Genomic DNA, 15,804 nt, shown 5'->3' on the forward strand with positions numbered 1-15,804 from the left:
GGCCATGTCCACATCCCTGATCGATCGCTTCGACATGTCGCGCGAGCGTGTCGAGACCCTGCTCGGCGACGCGCTTCGCGGCGCGGATGACGGCGAACTCTACCTGGAGTATCGCGAGCAGGAGTCGCTCGTATTCGACAACGGCCGGCTGAAGGCGGGCAATTTCTCGACCGATCAGGGCTTCGGCATGCGCGCCGTATCGGGCGAGGTCGTCGGGTTCGCGCATTCGGGCGAATTCACCGAGGGCGCCCTCAGGCGTGCAGCCGAGGCCGTGTCCACCGCCAGGGACGGGCATACCGGGCGGATGGCCGAAGCTCCGGCCGGCACCAACCGGCGTCTCTACGGGGACGAGAACCCGATCCCCTCGCCGAGCTTCGAGGAAAAGGTGCGGCTTCTGGGCGAGATCGACGCCTATCTGCGCGGCAAGGACCAGACGGTCCGGCAGGTATCGGTGACGCTCGGGGCGCAGTGGCAGCATGTCGAGATCCTGCGGACGGACGGCTCGCTGGCGCGCGACATCCGTCCCCTGGTGCGCCTCAACGTCAGCGTCGTGGCAGAGCGGGACGGCCGGCAGGAAAGCGGCTCTTTCGGCGGCGGCGGCCGCGTGGGGCTGGAGGGCGTCGTTGCGCCCGACAATTGGCGCGACATCGCCGACAAGGCGCTGGCACAGGCGCTGGTGAACCTTGAGGCGGCTCCGGCCCCGGCCGGCACGTTCGACATCGTGCTGGCGGCAGGCTGGCCGGGCGTCATGCTGCACGAGGCGGTGGGCCATGGGCTCGAGGGCGATTTCAACCGCAAGAAGACATCCGCCTTCTCCGGCCTGATGGGCCAGCAGGTGGCGGCGCGCGGCGTGACCGTGGTCGACGACGGCACCATCGCCGAACGGCGCGGATCGCTGACGATCGACGACGAGGGCACCCCGAGCGCGCGGAACACCCTGATCGAGGACGGCAAACTGGTCGGCTACATGCAGGACAGGCAGAACGCCCGCCTCATGGGAATGCAGGCCACCGGCAACGGGCGCCGCCAGTCCTATGCCTATGCGCCGATGCCGCGCATGACCAATACGATGATGCTGGCCGGCCCGCATGAGCCGGCCGAAATCATCGAATCCGTCAAGGACGGGCTCTACGCCGTCTCCTTCGGCGGCGGGCAGGTGGACATAACCTCCGGCAAGTTCGTCTTCGCCTGCACGGAGGCCTATCGCATTCGTGGCGGCAAGGTGGCCGAGCCCGTCAAGGGCGCGATGCTCATCGGCAACGGGCCCGACGCCATGCATCGCGTTTCCATGGTCGGCAACGACCTGGCGCTCGATACGGGCATCGGCATGTGCGGCAAGGCCGGACAGGGCGTGCCCGTCGGCGTCGGCCAGCCGCATCTGCGCATGGACAGGATGACGGTCGGCGGAACCGAATCCGCCTGACGGCGTCACGGATAAAGGCGGGCGATGTCCCATGCCGCCGCGTCGACGCCCCCCCGCGTGAAGCGGAAGCGGTCGTGCAGGCGGTAGGCGCAGTCCTGCCAGAATTCGATTTCCAGCGGGCGCACCCGGAAGCCGGACCAGCGCGCCGGACGGGCGATATCGCCCTCGGGTCCGAAACGGTCCTCCAGTTCGGCGATGCGGGCCTCCAGAACCGCGCGATCCTCGAGCGGTCGCGACTGATCGGAAGCCCAGGCGCCGATGCGGCTGCCGCGCGGTCGGCTGGCATAGTAGGTGTCCGCCTCCACTTCGGACACGATCTCCACCGGCCCGCGTACGCGCACCTGCCGGCGCTGCGTCTTCCAGTGGAAACAAAGGCCGGCACGGGGCTGGCCGAGAAGTTCCTGCCCCTTGGCGCTTTCGAAATTGGTGTAGAAGACGAAGCCGGACGGGTCGAACCCCTTCAGCAGCACCATGCGCACGTCGGGCATGCCCGCCTCGTCCACGGTTGCCAGCGCCATGGCGTTGGGGTCGTTCGGCTCCGTTTCCGTCGCGGCCTTTAACCATGTCGCAAAGGTGACGAACGGGTCCGGGCCCACTTCATCCAATGTTAATGTCGGCCGACTCATTGTCTTCGCCAGTCTCCAGTTTCCAATCCGGGACTACCTAATGGGGTTCTTCGATCCAGGCAAAGATTTCGGCCAGGCCGTGCTGCGGCGACGCTGCGCAGGCGCGTCCGTGGCCGGCCTCCTGGTGACGCTTGTTCTCGGCGGATGCACCCTCTCGGGCGGCGGGCTGGAGGACATGGTCGACAGGTCGATCACGACGGGCTCGATCGAACCCGGCGCGTCGGGGGCCACGCCATCGGTCGATACCGACCGCCTGTCGGATGGCCGCACGGTGCGCAATGCGGTCTCGGCGGCGAAGCTGTCGGATAGCCCCCCTGCCGTCGCGTGGGCCAACGCGGAAACCGGCGCTTCGGGCACGATCACGGCCATCCAGGAAATGCGCGAGGGATCGGCGATCTGCCGCCGGTTCACCACGTCGCGCCAGCGGTTCGACGGGATCGCCCTCTATGATGGCGAGGCGTGCAGCGCGGGCTCGGGCGAATGGGTCCTGACCCGGTTCGGCGAAGCCGGCTGAAAGCGGCATAATTTCCGTTTCATCGCCGCCATGGGGTCTTTATGACGCGCCGTGGTATTGCCATATAGGATACGTCATTCATCCAGCGCGCCCTGCGACGAAAGGAACCTTAAGACAGATGCGGGATCCATACGCCGTTCTCGGCGTCGGCAAATCGGCGAGCGAGGGCGAGATCAAATCCGCTTTCCGCAAGCTTGCCAAGAAGTACCACCCCGATGCCAACCAGGACGATCCGAAGGCAAGCGGCCTCTTCAACGAGGTCAATCAGGCCTACGAGATCCTCGGCGACAAGGACAAGCGGGGCCAGTACGACCGGGGCGAGATCGATGCCGAAGGCAAGCAGAAGTTTCAGGGCTTCAGCGGCGGCAACCCGTTCGGCGGGGGCCAGGGCCGTGCCGGCGATCCGTTCGGCGGCGGTGGTGCGGATTTCGAGTTCCGCGGCGGCGATGCCGGCGGCTTCGCCGACTTCTTCGAACAGGCTTTCGGCGGGCGCGCCGGCGGTGCACGCGGCTTCGGCGGCGCGCGCCGTGCGCAGGCGCCCCTGAAGGGCGAGGACATGCGCGCCACGCTGAAGGTGCATCTTGAAGATGTCGTCTCGGGCGAAAAGGTCGAGGCGATATTCCCGACAGGCAAACGCCTGGCCATCAAGCTTCCCGACGGCGTCGAGGACGGGCAGACGATTCGCCTGCGCGGCCAGGGGCAGCCGGCTCCCGCACCGGGCGGCAAGGACGGCGACGCGCTGATCACCATCGCCTTCGCCGAGCATCCGCGCTTCACCGTGCGCGGACGCGACCTGCAGCTTCGGGAAGACCTGCCCCTGGAAACCGCCATCCTGGGCGGACGGCTGACCGTCGATACGCTGGATGGACGCGTCGCGGCCAGGATAGCGCCATGGACGAACTCCGGCCGCACGCTGAGGCTGCGCGGCAAGGGCCTGACCCAGAAGGGTGGCGGCCGCGGCGACCTGCTGGTGACGTTGCAGGTGGCCCTGCCGGAAACCCCGGACGAGGAACTGGCCGCCTTCCTTCGGGAACGCCAGAAGGCGAAGGCCGCGGAATAGGACCTGTCTCCCGCTCGCGAAGCATGTCATTGCGCGTTCAAGCGTGAACTTGTCGTGCGGGAAAGCCTGTGCCATACCGCCGCGCACCGGAAACAATTCGACCTCAAGGGTCAAGGAGCGCGTCCATGGCGGAAAAGAGCGGCCTGATGGCTGGCAAGCGCGGGCTTATCATGGGCGTGGCCAACAACCGATCCATCGCCTGGGGCATCGCGAAGGCGCTTGCCGATCAGGGCGCCGAGATCGCGCTGACATGGCAGGGCGACGCTCTCAGGAAGCGCGTGGAGCCGCTGGCCGCCGAATTGGGCGCGTTCCTGGCCGGCCATTGCGATGTCGGCGACGCCGCCACCATCGACGCCGTTTTCGAGACGCTGGCCGACAAATGGGGCAAGCTCGACTTCGTGGTGCATGCCATCGGATTCTCCGACAAGGACGAGCTTACGGGTCGCTATGTCGACACGACCGAAGGCAATTTCACCAAGACGATGCTCATCTCGGTCTATTCCCTGACCGCGGTCGCGAAGCGCGCCGAACCGCTGATGAGCGAGGGCGGCTCGATCCTGACGCTCACCTATTACGGCGCGGAAAAGGTGATGCCGCATTACAACGTGATGGGTGTCGCCAAGGCTGCCCTCGAGGCGTCCGTGCGGTATCTCGCGGTGGACCTCGGCGGCAAGGCTATCCGCGTCAACGCCATCTCCGCCGGCCCCATCAAGACACTTGCGGCGTCCGGCATCGGCGACTTCCGCTACATCCTCAAATGGAACGAGTACAACTCGCCGCTCAAGCGAACCGTTTCGATCGACGAGGTGGGGCAGTCCGCCCTGTATCTTTTGTCCGACATGTCGACGGCCGTCACCGGCGAGGTGCATCACGTCGATTCCGGCTATCACACGGTCGGCATGAAGGCGGTGGACGCCCCGGACATCTCCGTCGTCAAGGACTGAGCGCCCATCGTGACGCATGCACTTCCGCTGATCTATCTTTGCCGTCATGGCCAGACCGACTGGAACGCCGAGGGGCGGATACAGGGTCAGGTCGATACGCCCCTGAATGCGCTGGGGCGCGTGCAGGCCAAGCGGAACGGGCGTTATCTGCGTCTGGCGCTGGGCGACGCGGTCAGGGACTTCCATTTCGTGGCGAGCCCCCTCACCCGCACGCGCGAGACGATGCGCATCATCCGCCGCGAGTGCGGGCTTGAGCCGGACGATTTCGCAACCGACGAGCGCCTTCTGGAGCTTGATTTCGGCGACTGGCAGAATCGGACGCTGGAAGAGATCGGCCGCGACGAGCCGCAGGAAATCGCTCGCCGCGATGCCGACAAGTGGAATTTCAGGCCGCACGGCGCGACGGCGGAATCCTATCGCATGCTGGCCGATCGGGTCCGGCCCGTCTTCGAGGGGCTGGCCGGCCGCAGCATCGTGGTTGCGCATGGCGGCATCACGCGCGTTTTCCTGGAGATGTACGGCGGCGTGGCCCCGCAAGAGGCCGCATACACCCTCATCCTGCAGGACAGGGTGCTGAAGGCCGAGAACGGCCGGATCGACTGGGTGTGATCGGCGGCCCTCAGGCCAGATAGAGAAGATGCACCTGCATGCCCGGCTGGAGCGGCGCATAGTCGTGCGTGTCCGGCAAGGCGTAGCGGGTTCCGTCGTCCAGGGTCAGCATCGCGCTTATGCGGTCGATGGAGGCGACGATGCCTTCCGCCTCCCGCGCGCGAGGCGGTATCGTGGCGGAAATGACCAGGACGCTGCTGGCGAAAAGGGCAATGGCTCGTCGGTCCATGAACTTGCTACGCTTGTTGGAAACGGAATATCGGCGCAAGGAAAGCTCCACCGCCTTTGTGTTTTTTTCGCGCCGCTCTTACCGCGCGGAATATTAAAATTTGACCCTGCCGCCGGCCCTGTCCTAGAGCATTCGGCAGAAAATGCGGATGCCGGGGAGAGTTATGTCGCATAACAGTTTTGGCCATCTCTTCCGGGTCACCACCTTCGGCGAAAGCCATGGGCCTGCCATCGGCTGCATCGTCGACGGCACGCCGCCCGGGCTGGTCTTCACGCGCGCCGATATACAGGCCGATCTGGACCGGCGGCGTCCCGGACAATCGCGCTACACCACGCAGCGGCAGGAGCCGGACCAGGTAGAGATCCTGTCGGGGGTCATCGAGCAGGCAGACGGAACGCTGGTCACCACCGGCACGCCCATCGCCATGGAAATCCGCAACGTGGATCAGCGGTCGAAGGATTATTCGGACATCGCCCAGCGCTATCGCCCCGGCCACGCCGATTACGCCTACGATCGGAAGTACGGGCTGCGCGATTTTCGCGGCGGCGGGCGCTCGTCCGCGCGGGAGACGGCAACGCGCGTCGCGGCGGGCGCCATAGCCCGCCGTGTCGTGCCGGGCGTGCGCATACGCGGCGCGCTGGTGCAGATCGGCGAGCGCGCCGTGAACCGCCAGAGCTGGAACTGGGACGACATTGCGTCGAACCCCTTCTTCTGCCCGGATTCCGGCACCGCAGCACTGTGGGCCGAAGATCTCGACAAGATCCGCAAGGCCGGTTCCTCCATCGGAGCGGTGGTGGAAGTGGTGGCCGAAGGCGTTCCCGTGGGGCTCGGCGCGCCGCTTTACGGCAAGCTCGATCAGGATATCGCGGCCAACCTGATGTCGATCAATGCCGTGAAGGGTGTGGAGATCGGCGAAGGTTTCAACGCCGCCCGACTGACCGGCGAGGAAAACGCCGACGAGATGCGCATGGGCGCCGATGGGCAGGCCGAGTTCCTGTCCAACCACGCCGGTGGCATCCTCGGTGGCATTTCCACCGGCCAGCCCATCGTTGCGCGCTTTGCCGTCAAGCCGACATCCTCCATCCTGACCCCCCGCCGCTCCATCGACGCCTCCGGCCAGGAGGTGGACGTGATGACCAAGGGCCGGCACGATCCGTGCGTCGGCATCCGCGCCGTGCCCATCGGCGAAGCCATGGTAGCCTGCGCGATCGCCGACCATTATCTGCGCCATCGCGGGCAGACGGGCCGCGGATGAGGACGCGGCTCTACCACCATCCGATCTTTGCCGAGCACCTGACCGGGGCCGGCCATCCCGAGCGTCCGGAACGCATCGCCGCGGTGGAGGCCGCGCTGGAGGCGGAGAGCTTCCAGTTGCTGCAGCGGGCGGAAGCACCGGAAGGCCGGTTGCAGGACGTGTATCTGTGCCATCCCGAGGCGTATGTGCGCCGCGTTGCGCAGGCGACGCCGGCCGACGGGCTGGCGCGGATCGATGGCGATACGGTGGTGAGCCCGCGCAGCTTCACCGCTGCCCTGCATGGCGTCGGCGGCGCTTGCCTGGCGGTGGACGACGTCGTGTCGGGGCAGGTCGCCAACGCCTTCGTCGCCGCCCGTCCGCCCGGCCATCATGCCGAGCGCGCGACCGCCATGGGCTTCTGCCTGTTCAACCAGGCAGCCATTGCCGCGCGCCATGCCCAGCAGGCGCTTGGCCTGTCGCATGTCGCGATCATCGATTGGGATGTCCATCACGGCAACGGCACGCAGGACATCTTCTGGAGCGACCCGACGGTGCTTTACGCCTCGCTGCACCAGATGCCGCTCTATCCCGGCACCGGCGCGTTGAGCGAAACGGGCGCCGGCAATATCTTCAACGCACCGCTGCGGGCCGGGGATGGCGGCGACGCCTTCCGGGAGGCGTTCCTGTCGCGCGTCGTGCCGGCGGTCGAATCCTTCCGGCCGGATATCATCATTCTCTCCGCCGGTTTCGACATGCACTTCCGCGATCCGCTGGCCGACATGCAGCTTCGCGACGCGGATTTCGACTGGGCGACCGGCCAGGTGATGACATTGGCCGACCGCTTCTGTAACGGTCGCCTCGTATCCATTCTCGAAGGCGGCTACGACCTGACCGGGCTGTCCCAATCCGTCGCCGCCCACGTCCAACGCCTGATGACCGGCTGAGGAGACATCATGCCAGAACAGCAACGTCCCGAAACCGAAGACGACATTTCCGCGCTCAGCTTCGAGCAGGCCCTCGCCGCCCTGGAGCGTATCGTCTCGGATCTCGAGCGCGGCGACGTTCCGCTGGAAGCGGCGATCCGCACCTATGAACGCGGGGAAAAGCTGAAGGCCCATTGCGACAGGCTGCTCGCGGCGGCGGAGGACAAGGTCGAGAAGATCAAGTCGACGCGCGGACGGGCCACGGGTACGGAACCGCTGGATCCGGCCTGACCCGAACACGCAAGATTTCATCGCGGCGAAAAGGTTTACCCCGCAGTCATAACTTTCGCCCCGCGACGAGCCATCTTATAGAGCAAAGCTTGAAACGGCTCCACGGAAGGGCACCTTTCCGTGATGGGCCGCGCCGCCGCCGGATGCGGCGCGATTATCGAAAGGTGAAGCTGCACCGTGTCGGACATGTTGAGAACGCCACTCCTCGACGAGATCGCCTCTCCGGCCGATCTTCGCGCCCTGCCGGAATCCGCGCTGACGCAAGTGGCGGACGAGGTCCGGCGCGATCTCGTGGATGCGGTGTCCCGCACCGGCGGCCATCTCGGCGCCGGCCTCGGCGTGGTGGAGCTGACGGTTGCCCTGCATTATGTCTTCAACACGCCGGAAGACCGCCTGATCTGGGATGTCGGCCACCAGGCCTATCCCCACAAGATCCTGACCGGCCGTCGCGACGGCATGCGCACCATCCGCCAGGAAAACGGCCTTTCGGGTTTCGCCAAGCGATCGGAAAGCGACTACGATCCTTTCGGCGCGGGGCATTCCTCCACCTCGATTTCCGCCGGCCTCGGCATGGCGGTCGCACGCGACCTCTCCGGCCGGCGCAACAACGTCATCGCCGTGATCGGCGATGGGGCAATGTCGGCGGGAATGGCGTATGAGGCAATGAACAATGCCGGCGCCCTGGACGCGCGGCTCATCGTCATCCTGAACGACAACGATATGTCCATTGCCCCGCCCACGGGTGCGATGAGCGCCTATCTGGCGCGGCTGGTGTCCGGCAAGGCCTACCGGACCTTACGCAACCGCGCCAAGCAGATCACCGACAAACTGCCCGAATTCGTGCGCGAGGGCGCCCGCCGCACCGAAGAGTTCACGCGCGGCTTCTTCACCGGCGGCACGCTCTTCGAGGAGCTCGGCTTCTATTACGTCGGGCCGATCGACGGGCACGATCTCGACCATCTGCTGCCGGTTCTGAAGAATGTGCGCGACGCGCAGGACGGGCCGATCCTCGTGCATGTCGTGACGCAGAAGGGCAAGGGCTACGGGCCGGCGGAATCCTCGGCCGACAAGTATCACGGCGTATCCAAGTTCGACGTCGTGACCGGCGAGCAGGCCAAGGCCAAGGCGAATGCCCCCAGCTATACGCGCGTCTTCGCGGAAAGCCTGGTCCAGGAAGCGCATGAGGACGACAAGATCGTCGCCATCAACGCCGCCATGCCGAACGGAACGGGCCTCGACCTGTTCGGCGAGGCTTTCCCCACGCGGACCTTCGACGTCGGCATCGCCGAGCAGCACGCCGTCACGTTTGCGGCAGGCCTTGCCAGCGAAGGCTACAAGCCGTTCTGCGCCATCTATTCGACCTTCCTTCAGCGCGCCTACGATCAGATCGTCCACGACGTGGCGATCCAGCATCTGCCCGTGCGCTTCGCCATCGACCGGGCCGGCTTCGTCGGCGCCGACGGACCGACGCATGCGGGCTCGTTCGACACCGGCTTCCTGGCGCCGCTGCCGGGCATGGTCGTCATGGCCGCGGCCGACGAGGCCGAGCTCCGGCACATGGTGCGCACGGCAGCCGCCTATGACGAAGGCCCGATCTCTTTTCGCTATCCGCGCGGCAACGGTGTCGGCGTGGACATGCCGGCGCGCGGCCAGATACTCGAGATCGGCAAGGGCCGTATCGTCCGGGAAGGGTCCAAGATCGCGATCCTGTCCTTCGGCACACGGCTTGCGGATGCGGTCGCGGCCGCCGAGGAGCTGGACACGTTCGGCCTGTCGACGACGGTCGCCGACGCACGCTTTGCCAAGCCGCTGGACGCCGACCTCATCCGCCGTCTCGCCCAGAACCACGAGGTGCTGATCCTGCTGGAGGAAGGGGCAAGCGGCGGCTTCGCCGCGCAGGTGCTGGAGCATATGGCGCGCAGCGGCCTTCTGGAGCACGGCTTGAAGGTGCGTCCGTTGACCATGCCGGACAGCTTCGTCGACCATGCCGCACCGGAAAAGATGATCCATCGCGCCGGCCTCGACAGAGCAGGCATCGTGGATGCCGTTTTCCGAGCTCTCGGAGATACGTCGCGCCGCGTATTGCAGGCGTGAGCGAACGCACGCGGCTGGACCAGTTCCTGGCAGATCGGGGTTTCAGCGAAACCCGGGCCCGCGCGCGGGACGCCATCCTGCGCGGTCACGTCCGCATCGACGGCGTGACGGCGTCGAAACCGGGACAACTGGTCTCCGATGGCTCAACTGTCGAAGTTGACGATCCGGCCGCAGCCTACGTATCCCGCGCCGCGCTCAAGCTCGTGGCGGCGCTGGACCATTTCCGCCTGGACATTGCGGGCCGCGTGGCGCTGGATATCGGCGCATCCACGGGCGGCTTCACGGAAATCGCCCTCCTCCGCGGCGCAAGCCATGTCGTCGCCATCGATGTCGGCCACGGCCAGATGCACCCTCGCATCGCGGCCGATATGCGCGTCACCCGGATCGACGGGCTCAACGCGCGGGCCCTGGCCCGGCAGGATCTGCGCGGCCACCCTGTGGACCTCCTGGTGTCGGACGTCAGCTTCATATCGCTGAAGCTTGCCCTTCCACCCGCCCTGTCGCTGGCCGAACCGGGCGCGCTCGGCATTTTTCTGGTAAAGCCGCAGTTCGAGGCCGGCCGCGATGCCATCGGCAAGGGCGGCCTTCTGAAAGATCGAGCGCAGGGCGAAGCCATCGCACGGGACATGGCCGGCTGGCTCGAAGCGCAGGATGGCTGGCGTTCGATCGGGACGACGGCGTCTCCGATATCGGGCGGCGACGGCAACAGGGAATTTCTTCTGGTGGGACGCAAGGCGTGAGTGAAACGATCCTTATCGAGCGACTGGGCGTCAAGGCCGACGGCATCGGCACGGGACCCGGCGGGCCGGCCTACGTGCCCTTCACCCTGCCGGGAGAAAGCGTAAAGGCCGAACGGCTCGGTCAGCGCGCCCGCGCCACGGCCATACTTGAGCCTTCCCCCGAAAGGCAGGATGCCCCCTGCCCGCATTACACCCATTGCGGCGGCTGCGACCTGCAGCATGCCAGCCCCACGCTGTATGCCGGCTTCAAGCGCGATCTGGTCGTCGAAGCATTGCGCCGCGCCGGGCTGGACGCGCCCGTCCGGCCCATGGTCCCGACCGCCCCGGGCACACGCCGCCGCGCCGTATTTTCGGCCACGCGTGCAGGGCCCCGCATCCTGTTCGGCTTCCACGAAGCCATGAGCAACCGGATCGCCCCCATCGATACCTGCCTTGTGCTGAAACCCGAAATCGTCTCGGCGCTGCCGGCGCTGCGCCGGCTTGCGGAAGGCCTGGTCGCCCGGAAGGGCGAAACGCGTCTCACCGTTACGCTGGCGGGCACAGGGCTGGACGTCGCCGTGGAAACGGGCCAGAAGCTGACGGAGGTTTTGCGCGCCCGTGCCATGCAGATTGCGCTGTCATCGGATTTCGCGCGGCTGAGCATCAATGGAGAGATCGTCGTGGAGCCGCGCCCACCGGTGGTGCTGGCGGGCGACGTGCCTGTCCTTCTGCCACCCGGCGCGTTCCTTCAGGCGGTTGCCGGGGCCGAAGCCGAAATGGCGCGGCTGGCCATGGTGCATCTTCACGATTGCCGACATGTCGCCGACCTCTTCTGCGGCGTCGGCACGTTCGCGTTCCGCATCGCTCGGCACCACGCCACCCACGCGGTCGAGAACGACGCGGCATCGCTGGCGGCGCTGGACCGCGCGCAGCGCGCCGCCCCCGGCCTGAAGCCGTTGACCAGCGAACGCCGCGACCTTTTCCGCAGGCCGGTAACGGGCAAGGAGCTCAAACGCTTCGACGGCGTGCTCTTCGACCCGCCAAGAGCCGGCGCCGAGGCGCAGGCGCGCCAATTGGCCGAATCGTCGGTGCGGCGCGTCGTTGCCGTTTCATGCAACCCTTTGACGCTCTCGCGGGATGCCCGCATCCTCGTCGATGGCGGCTACCGCCTTATCGAAGTGACGCCCATCGACCAGTTCCTATGGTCGCATCACGTCGAAGCGGTGGCGGTGTTCGAGCGCATCTGAGCGAAGGGGTCGCCGATGGACCAGGTCCTGGACTTTCTCCATGCCTACGGCGCCATCGTCATTTTCGTCATCATCTTTTTCGAATCCACGGGCCTGCCCTTGCCCGGCGAAAGCCTGCTGATCGCCTCGGGCCTTCTGGCGGGGCGTGGCGAGCTCGATATCTGGACGGTGTTCATCGCGGCCTGGGCCGGCGGCGTCCTGGGCGACAATCTCGGCTACGTCATCGGCCGCACGCTCGGCCGCCCCGTCATCGTGCGCTATGGCTCGAAGATCGGGCTGACCGAGCCGCGCTTTGCCGCCGTCGAGCGGCAGTTCCTGAAATATGGCGCGCTCGTCGTTCTGTTTGCCCGGTTCTTCGTGGTTCTCCGACAGCTCAACGGGCTCGTCGCCGGCATCACCGGCATGCATTGGCTGCATTTCATCGTCGCCAACGCCGCCGGCGCGGCCCTTTGGGCCGGGCTCTGGTCTTTCGCCGCCTACGCCTTCGGCACGGAGCTGGAGCATTATCTCCACTACGGGCGGCAAGCCTTCTTTGTCGTGGGCATCGCGGCGGCCATCGCCGCCGCGGCCTACGGCGTTCATGTCATGCGGCGGAGGAAGAACGCGCCATGAAGGCCTCGAAAGCGGCGCGCGCTTCCGGAGAGCGGAGCCTTTCTTCGAAGGCCGTCACCTCGTCCCTGATGCGCTGGCGCACCTCTTCCCTGTCGCCGCGCATCAGTCGGCGCGAGACGGCCAGCGCGCCCTGCGGCTTGCGAGCCAGCCTGCGGGCGGCCTGACGCGCCGCGTCCTCGACCGGGAAGCCGTCCTCGACGAGAGTGACGAGGCCGCAATCGGCAGCCTGTCTTCCGTCCAGGGGCTCCCCCATCACCAGAAGCGCGAAAGCCTTTTGCGGCCCCATCACACGCGGCGCCAAAAGGCTGGACGCCGCCTCCGGCACGACGCCGAGATCCAGGAAAGGGGTGCGGAACAGGGAGCGCGCCGTGGCGAAGGCGAGGTCGCAATGGAACATCAGCGTCGTGCCGATGCCGATCGCCAGCCCGTCGACGGCGGCGATCAACGGCTTTTCGAGGCGCCCGAGCGACTCCAGGAAGCGCCATGTCTCCTCCAGGCCCGTCCCCTCCTTGGCGAAGCGGATGAAATCGCCGATATCGTTGCCGGCGCAGAATGCGCCCTCCGCCCCTTGCACCACCACCACGCGCACCGCTTCATCGGCCTCGGCACGATCCAGTGCGTCGGACAGGGCCGAATACATCGGCTGGTTGAGCGCATTCTTCTTGTCGGCTCTGTTCAGCGTCAGCGTCATCACGCCGTCCGCCAACTCCATGATGACCGGATCGCTCATCGGTTCTCCCCTCAGGCCAGTGCCGCTTCGACGGATTCGAGCGCCCGGCCCGTTGCCTTTACCTTGCGCTTCAGCCCGCCGGTCTCCGGCAGGATGTCCGCCACCATGAAGCGCGCCAGTGCGTCATGGCCGGTGCCCTCGTCCGCGCGCAGCGCCGCACGCGCCATCAGCGATCCGCCCAGCACCAGCGAGAACAGGCGTTGATAGGCCGTCGCGCCGGCAAGCGCGTCCTCCGCGCCCGACTGCCGCAGGAAGCCGGTGGCCTCGCGCAGATCGTCCAGCGCTTCGCGCAGGCCCTCGGCCATCTCGGCGATGCCGGGGCGGTTCGCGGCCGCGACGGCGTCGATATCCGCCTCGATCTCGGCCAGCAGCGCATCGACGGCCTTGCCGCCGGACAAGGGCAGCTTGCGCATGACGAGGTCCATGGCCTGGATGCCGTTCGTGCCTTCATAGATGGGCGCGATGCGGGCATCGCGCAGCAGGCGCGCCGCGCCCGTTTCCTCGATGAAACCCATGCCGCCATGCACCTGGATTCCCAGCGAAGCGACCTCGACGCCGATATCGGTGGAGAAGCTCTTGGCCATCGGCGTCAACAGGCTGGCGCGGTCGGCCCAGCGCGCCGCCTCCGTGCCGTCCTCGGCATGCGACATGTCGATCGCGAAGGCGCAGGAATAGCAGATGGCGCGCGCAGCGGCCGTCAGCGCCTTCATCTCCATCAGCATGCGCCTGACGTCCGGATGCTCGATAATGGGGACCATCCCCTCGCCGCCGTCGCGTGCGCGCCCCTGCCGGCGGTCCCTGGCATAGGCGAGGGCCTTCTGCGTCGCCGCCTCCGCGACGCCGAGACCCTGCACGCCGACATAGAGCCGCGCCGAGTTCATCATGGTGAACATGCAGGCGAGGCCCTTGTTCTCCTCGCCGACGAGCCATGCGACCGCGCCGGCTTCGCCGGTGTCTCCGGCATCGTCGCCATAGACCATGGTGCAGGTGGGCGAGGCATGGATGCCGAGCTTGTGCTCCACGCCGACGCAGAAGGCATCGTTGCGCAGGCCGGGCCGGCCATCCGCATCGGGGATGAACTTCGGCACGAGGAACATCGAGATGCCCTTCACCCCCGCCGGCGCATCCGGCAGCCGCGCCAGGATGATGTGGACGATATTGTCCGTCATGTCGTGCTCGCCGAAGGTGATGAATATCTTCTGGCCGAACAGGCGGTAGGTGCCGTCGTCACGCCGCTCGGCACGGGTCCGCAGGCCCGACAGGTCGGAACCGGCTTGCGGCTCCGTCAACTGCATGGTTCCCGTCCATTCGCCTGAGGTGAGCTTTTCGAGGTAGATCGCCTTCAGCGCGTCGCTGCCATGCTTGTGCAGCGCCTCGACGGCGGCGATGGTAAGCGTCGGGCCGATGCCGAAGGCCATGGACGCGCCGTTCCACATTTCCGTCACCGCGGCAGAAAGCGCCGTGGGCAGCCCCTGCCCGCCGGCTTCCACCGGGCCGGTCAGCGCATTCCAGCCGGCCGCGCACCAGTCGGAATACAACTTGCCCCACCCCGGCGGCATCGTGACGACGCCCTTGTCGAACTGCGCGCCGATCCTGTCGCCGCTTTCGTAGAGGGGCGCCACGGCATCGCCGGCGTAGCGTCCGGCCTCTTCCAGAATGGCGTCGAGAAGGTCGGGCGTGAGATCGCCGAGCTTGCCGCGCTCCATGGCATCGTCGAGCCCGACGACCTGCCTGAGGGTGAAGCCGATTTCCGAAACGGGTGCCTTGTACATGCTGAATGCCCCTCCCCGGCAGTTCGATGCAGAGGCATTCAGCTAACGTGAGTTTACGTTTACGTCAATCAGACCGGGCAGCCTTTGGCGCGCAGAAGAGCGTCGAAGCGATCACGATCGAGCTGTCCGGTCGCGTTGCGGGCGGCGATGCCCTTTTCCTTGTCGGCATGCGCATGGCACAAGGGAAGCAGGCGCTCCGCATCGTCGGCCGGAATACAGATGACGCCATCGGCGTCGCCAAGGATCAGGTCACCCGGATTGACAGCCAGCCCTCCGCACACGACGGGCACGTTCACCTCGCCCGGTCCGTCCTTGGACGGTCCGCGCAGGGTATGGCCCTTCGCATAGGCGGCGATACCGGGTTGCGCCCATTCCGCAACGTCGCGCAGGGCGCCATCCACGACGAAGCCGCCGAGGCCCCGTGCGACCGCCGTCGTCCGCATCAGACCGCCGATCACCGCGGTGGACATATCCCCGCCGCCATCGATCACGATCACGTCTCCCGGCTCTGCCATCATCATCGCCAGATGGATCATGAGATTGTCGCCCGGGCGGATGCGCACCGTAATGGCCGGCCCGCACATCACGAGCGACAGGTCCGCGTGGTAGGCCTTCAGGCCAATCGATCCCGTATGGCGCCCCATCACATCCCCGGCATGGCAGCTTGGCACGGTCCGATATGCGGCCACAAGGTCCGGGGGCAGATCGACACGACGCGGATTGACACGAAAGCCCGTCGGCCATTGTCCGGACTTCGCCTGTATCATTTCGTTCATC

Annotated in this window: 17 protein-coding genes; 12 read left to right on the forward strand and 5 right to left on the reverse strand. The window is 66.7% G+C overall.

All coding sequences use genetic code 11. From position 1 onward, the window contains the following. Window positions 1-4: 4 nt before the first annotated feature. Window positions 5-1,423: a metalloprotease TldD gene (gene tldD, locus NDN16_RS05480; RefSeq protein WP_251112630.1), complete on the forward strand. Its 1,419-nt coding sequence runs from the start codon at window positions 5-7 to the stop codon at window positions 1,421-1,423. 5 nt (window positions 1,424-1,428) lie between these two features. Here the strand turns inward: tldD and pdxH are convergent, their stop codons facing one another. Further along, window positions 1,429-2,049, reverse strand: a complete 621-nt coding sequence (pdxH, locus tag NDN16_RS05485; protein ID WP_251112631.1) for a pyridoxamine 5'-phosphate oxidase — start codon at window positions 2,047-2,049, stop codon at window positions 1,429-1,431. Between the two features lie 40 nt (window positions 2,050-2,089). Between pdxH and NDN16_RS05490 the strand changes: the two genes are divergently transcribed. The 4 genes from NDN16_RS05490 (at window position 2,090) to NDN16_RS05505 (ending at window position 5,176) form a co-directional block, all read left to right on the forward strand. After that, entirely contained in the window at window positions 2,090-2,563 is a 474-nt protein-coding gene (locus NDN16_RS05490; protein ID WP_251112632.1) for an RT0821/Lpp0805 family surface protein, read from the forward strand. A 118-nt stretch (window positions 2,564-2,681) separates the two neighbouring features. Beyond that, window positions 2,682-3,623, forward strand: coding sequence for a DnaJ C-terminal domain-containing protein (locus tag NDN16_RS05495; protein WP_251112633.1), 942 nt, complete (start codon window positions 2,682-2,684; stop codon window positions 3,621-3,623). A 125-nt stretch (window positions 3,624-3,748) separates the two neighbouring features. Then, entirely contained in the window at window positions 3,749-4,567 is an 819-nt protein-coding gene (gene fabI, locus NDN16_RS05500; RefSeq protein ID WP_251112634.1) for an enoyl-ACP reductase FabI, read from the forward strand. Between the two features lie 9 nt (window positions 4,568-4,576). Next, the gene (locus NDN16_RS05505; RefSeq protein ID WP_251112635.1) at window positions 4,577-5,176 is read left to right on the forward strand and encodes a histidine phosphatase family protein; all 600 of its coding nucleotides are present in this window, start codon (window positions 4,577-4,579) and stop codon (window positions 5,174-5,176) included. Between the two features lie 10 nt (window positions 5,177-5,186). Here the strand turns inward: NDN16_RS05505 and NDN16_RS05510 are convergent, their stop codons facing one another. After that, window positions 5,187-5,444, reverse strand: coding sequence for a DUF1344 domain-containing protein (locus tag NDN16_RS05510; RefSeq protein ID WP_251112636.1), 258 nt, complete (start codon window positions 5,442-5,444; stop codon window positions 5,187-5,189). A 124-nt stretch (window positions 5,445-5,568) separates the two neighbouring features. Here NDN16_RS05510 and aroC point away from each other — a divergent pair, with 124 nt between their 5' ends. The 7 genes from aroC to NDN16_RS05545 all read left to right on the forward strand — a co-directional run bounded on the left by aroC (window position 5,569) and on the right by NDN16_RS05545 (window position 12,525). Beyond that, window positions 5,569-6,660, forward strand: a complete 1,092-nt coding sequence (gene aroC, locus NDN16_RS05515) for a chorismate synthase (protein WP_251112637.1) — start codon at window positions 5,569-5,571, stop codon at window positions 6,658-6,660. Beyond that, window positions 6,657-7,583, forward strand: a complete 927-nt coding sequence (locus NDN16_RS05520) for a histone deacetylase family protein (RefSeq protein ID WP_251112638.1) — start codon at window positions 6,657-6,659, stop codon at window positions 7,581-7,583. The genes aroC and NDN16_RS05520 overlap by 4 nt, the downstream gene beginning before the upstream one ends. A gap of 9 nt (window positions 7,584-7,592) precedes the next feature. Further along, window positions 7,593-7,853 carry an exodeoxyribonuclease VII small subunit gene (locus tag NDN16_RS05525; RefSeq protein WP_251112639.1) on the forward strand — a complete coding sequence of 87 codons (261 nt, stop codon included), beginning with the start codon at window positions 7,593-7,595 and terminating at the stop codon, window positions 7,851-7,853. Between the two features lie 186 nt (window positions 7,854-8,039). Further along, complete coding sequence (dxs, locus tag NDN16_RS05530; protein ID WP_251112640.1) at window positions 8,040-9,947, forward strand: 1-deoxy-D-xylulose-5-phosphate synthase; 1,908 nt, start codon at window positions 8,040-8,042, stop codon at window positions 9,945-9,947. Continuing rightward, a complete protein-coding gene (locus tag NDN16_RS05535; protein ID WP_251112641.1) occupies window positions 9,944-10,687 on the forward strand; it encodes a TlyA family RNA methyltransferase in 744 nt (247 codons plus the stop codon). The genes dxs and NDN16_RS05535 overlap by 4 nt, the downstream gene beginning before the upstream one ends. Continuing rightward, window positions 10,684-11,913, forward strand: coding sequence for a class I SAM-dependent RNA methyltransferase (locus NDN16_RS05540; protein WP_251112642.1), 1,230 nt, complete (start codon window positions 10,684-10,686; stop codon window positions 11,911-11,913). Before NDN16_RS05535 ends, NDN16_RS05540 begins: the two co-directional genes overlap by 4 nt. Window positions 11,914-11,928: 15 nt before the next feature. Continuing rightward, window positions 11,929-12,525: a DedA family protein gene (locus NDN16_RS05545; RefSeq protein WP_251112643.1), complete on the forward strand. Its 597-nt coding sequence runs from the start codon at window positions 11,929-11,931 to the stop codon at window positions 12,523-12,525. Here the strand turns inward: NDN16_RS05545 and NDN16_RS05550 are convergent. From NDN16_RS05550 to NDN16_RS05560, 3 genes are all read right to left on the reverse strand, one after another. Then, entirely contained in the window at window positions 12,497-13,255 is a 759-nt protein-coding gene (locus NDN16_RS05550; RefSeq protein WP_251112644.1) for a crotonase/enoyl-CoA hydratase family protein, read from the reverse strand. The genes NDN16_RS05545 and NDN16_RS05550 overlap by 29 nt on opposite strands. Before the next feature lie 11 nt (window positions 13,256-13,266). Further along, complete coding sequence (locus tag NDN16_RS05555; protein ID WP_251112645.1) at window positions 13,267-15,027, reverse strand: acyl-CoA dehydrogenase; 1,761 nt, start codon at window positions 15,025-15,027, stop codon at window positions 13,267-13,269. A gap of 68 nt (window positions 15,028-15,095) precedes the next feature. Continuing rightward, window positions 15,096-15,803, reverse strand: coding sequence for an RraA family protein (locus tag NDN16_RS05560; RefSeq protein ID WP_251112646.1), 708 nt, complete (start codon window positions 15,801-15,803; stop codon window positions 15,096-15,098). Window position 15,804 lies beyond the last annotated feature (1 nt).

The sequence above is a fragment of the Aureimonas altamirensis genome (genome assembly GCF_023702225.1).
GTDB classification, from domain to species: domain Bacteria; phylum Pseudomonadota; class Alphaproteobacteria; order Rhizobiales; family Rhizobiaceae; genus Aureimonas; species Aureimonas altamirensis_B.

Bases quoted from the DNA above. Each gene is read 5' to 3' on its own strand.
- tldD (WP_251112630.1), top strand. From the start codon at position 5: ATGTCCACATCCCTGATCGATCGCTTCGACATGTCGCGCGAGCGTGTC.
- NDN16_RS05520 (WP_251112638.1), top strand. From the start codon at position 6,657: ATGAGGACGCGGCTCTACCACCATCCGATCTTTGCCGAGCACCTGACC.
- NDN16_RS05525 (WP_251112639.1), top strand. From the start codon at position 7,593: ATGCCAGAACAGCAACGTCCCGAAACCGAAGACGACATTTCCGCGCTC.
- fabI (WP_251112634.1), top strand. From the start codon at position 3,749: ATGGCGGAAAAGAGCGGCCTGATGGCTGGCAAGCGCGGGCTTATCATG.
- NDN16_RS05560 (WP_251112646.1), bottom strand. From the start codon at position 15,803: ATGAACGAAATGATACAGGCGAAGTCCGGACAATGGCCGACGGGCTTT.
- NDN16_RS05555 (WP_251112645.1), bottom strand. From the start codon at position 15,027: ATGTACAAGGCACCCGTTTCGGAAATCGGCTTCACCCTCAGGCAGGTC.
- pdxH (WP_251112631.1), bottom strand. From the start codon at position 2,049: ATGAGTCGGCCGACATTAACATTGGATGAAGTGGGCCCGGACCCGTTC.
- dxs (WP_251112640.1), top strand. From the start codon at position 8,040: ATGTTGAGAACGCCACTCCTCGACGAGATCGCCTCTCCGGCCGATCTT.
- NDN16_RS05550 (WP_251112644.1), bottom strand. From the start codon at position 13,255: ATGAGCGATCCGGTCATCATGGAGTTGGCGGACGGCGTGATGACGCTG.
- NDN16_RS05545 (WP_251112643.1), top strand. From the start codon at position 11,929: ATGGACCAGGTCCTGGACTTTCTCCATGCCTACGGCGCCATCGTCATT.
- NDN16_RS05490 (WP_251112632.1), top strand. From the start codon at position 2,090: ATGGGGTTCTTCGATCCAGGCAAAGATTTCGGCCAGGCCGTGCTGCGG.
- NDN16_RS05495 (WP_251112633.1), top strand. From the start codon at position 2,682: ATGCGGGATCCATACGCCGTTCTCGGCGTCGGCAAATCGGCGAGCGAG.
- aroC (WP_251112637.1), top strand. From the start codon at position 5,569: ATGTCGCATAACAGTTTTGGCCATCTCTTCCGGGTCACCACCTTCGGC.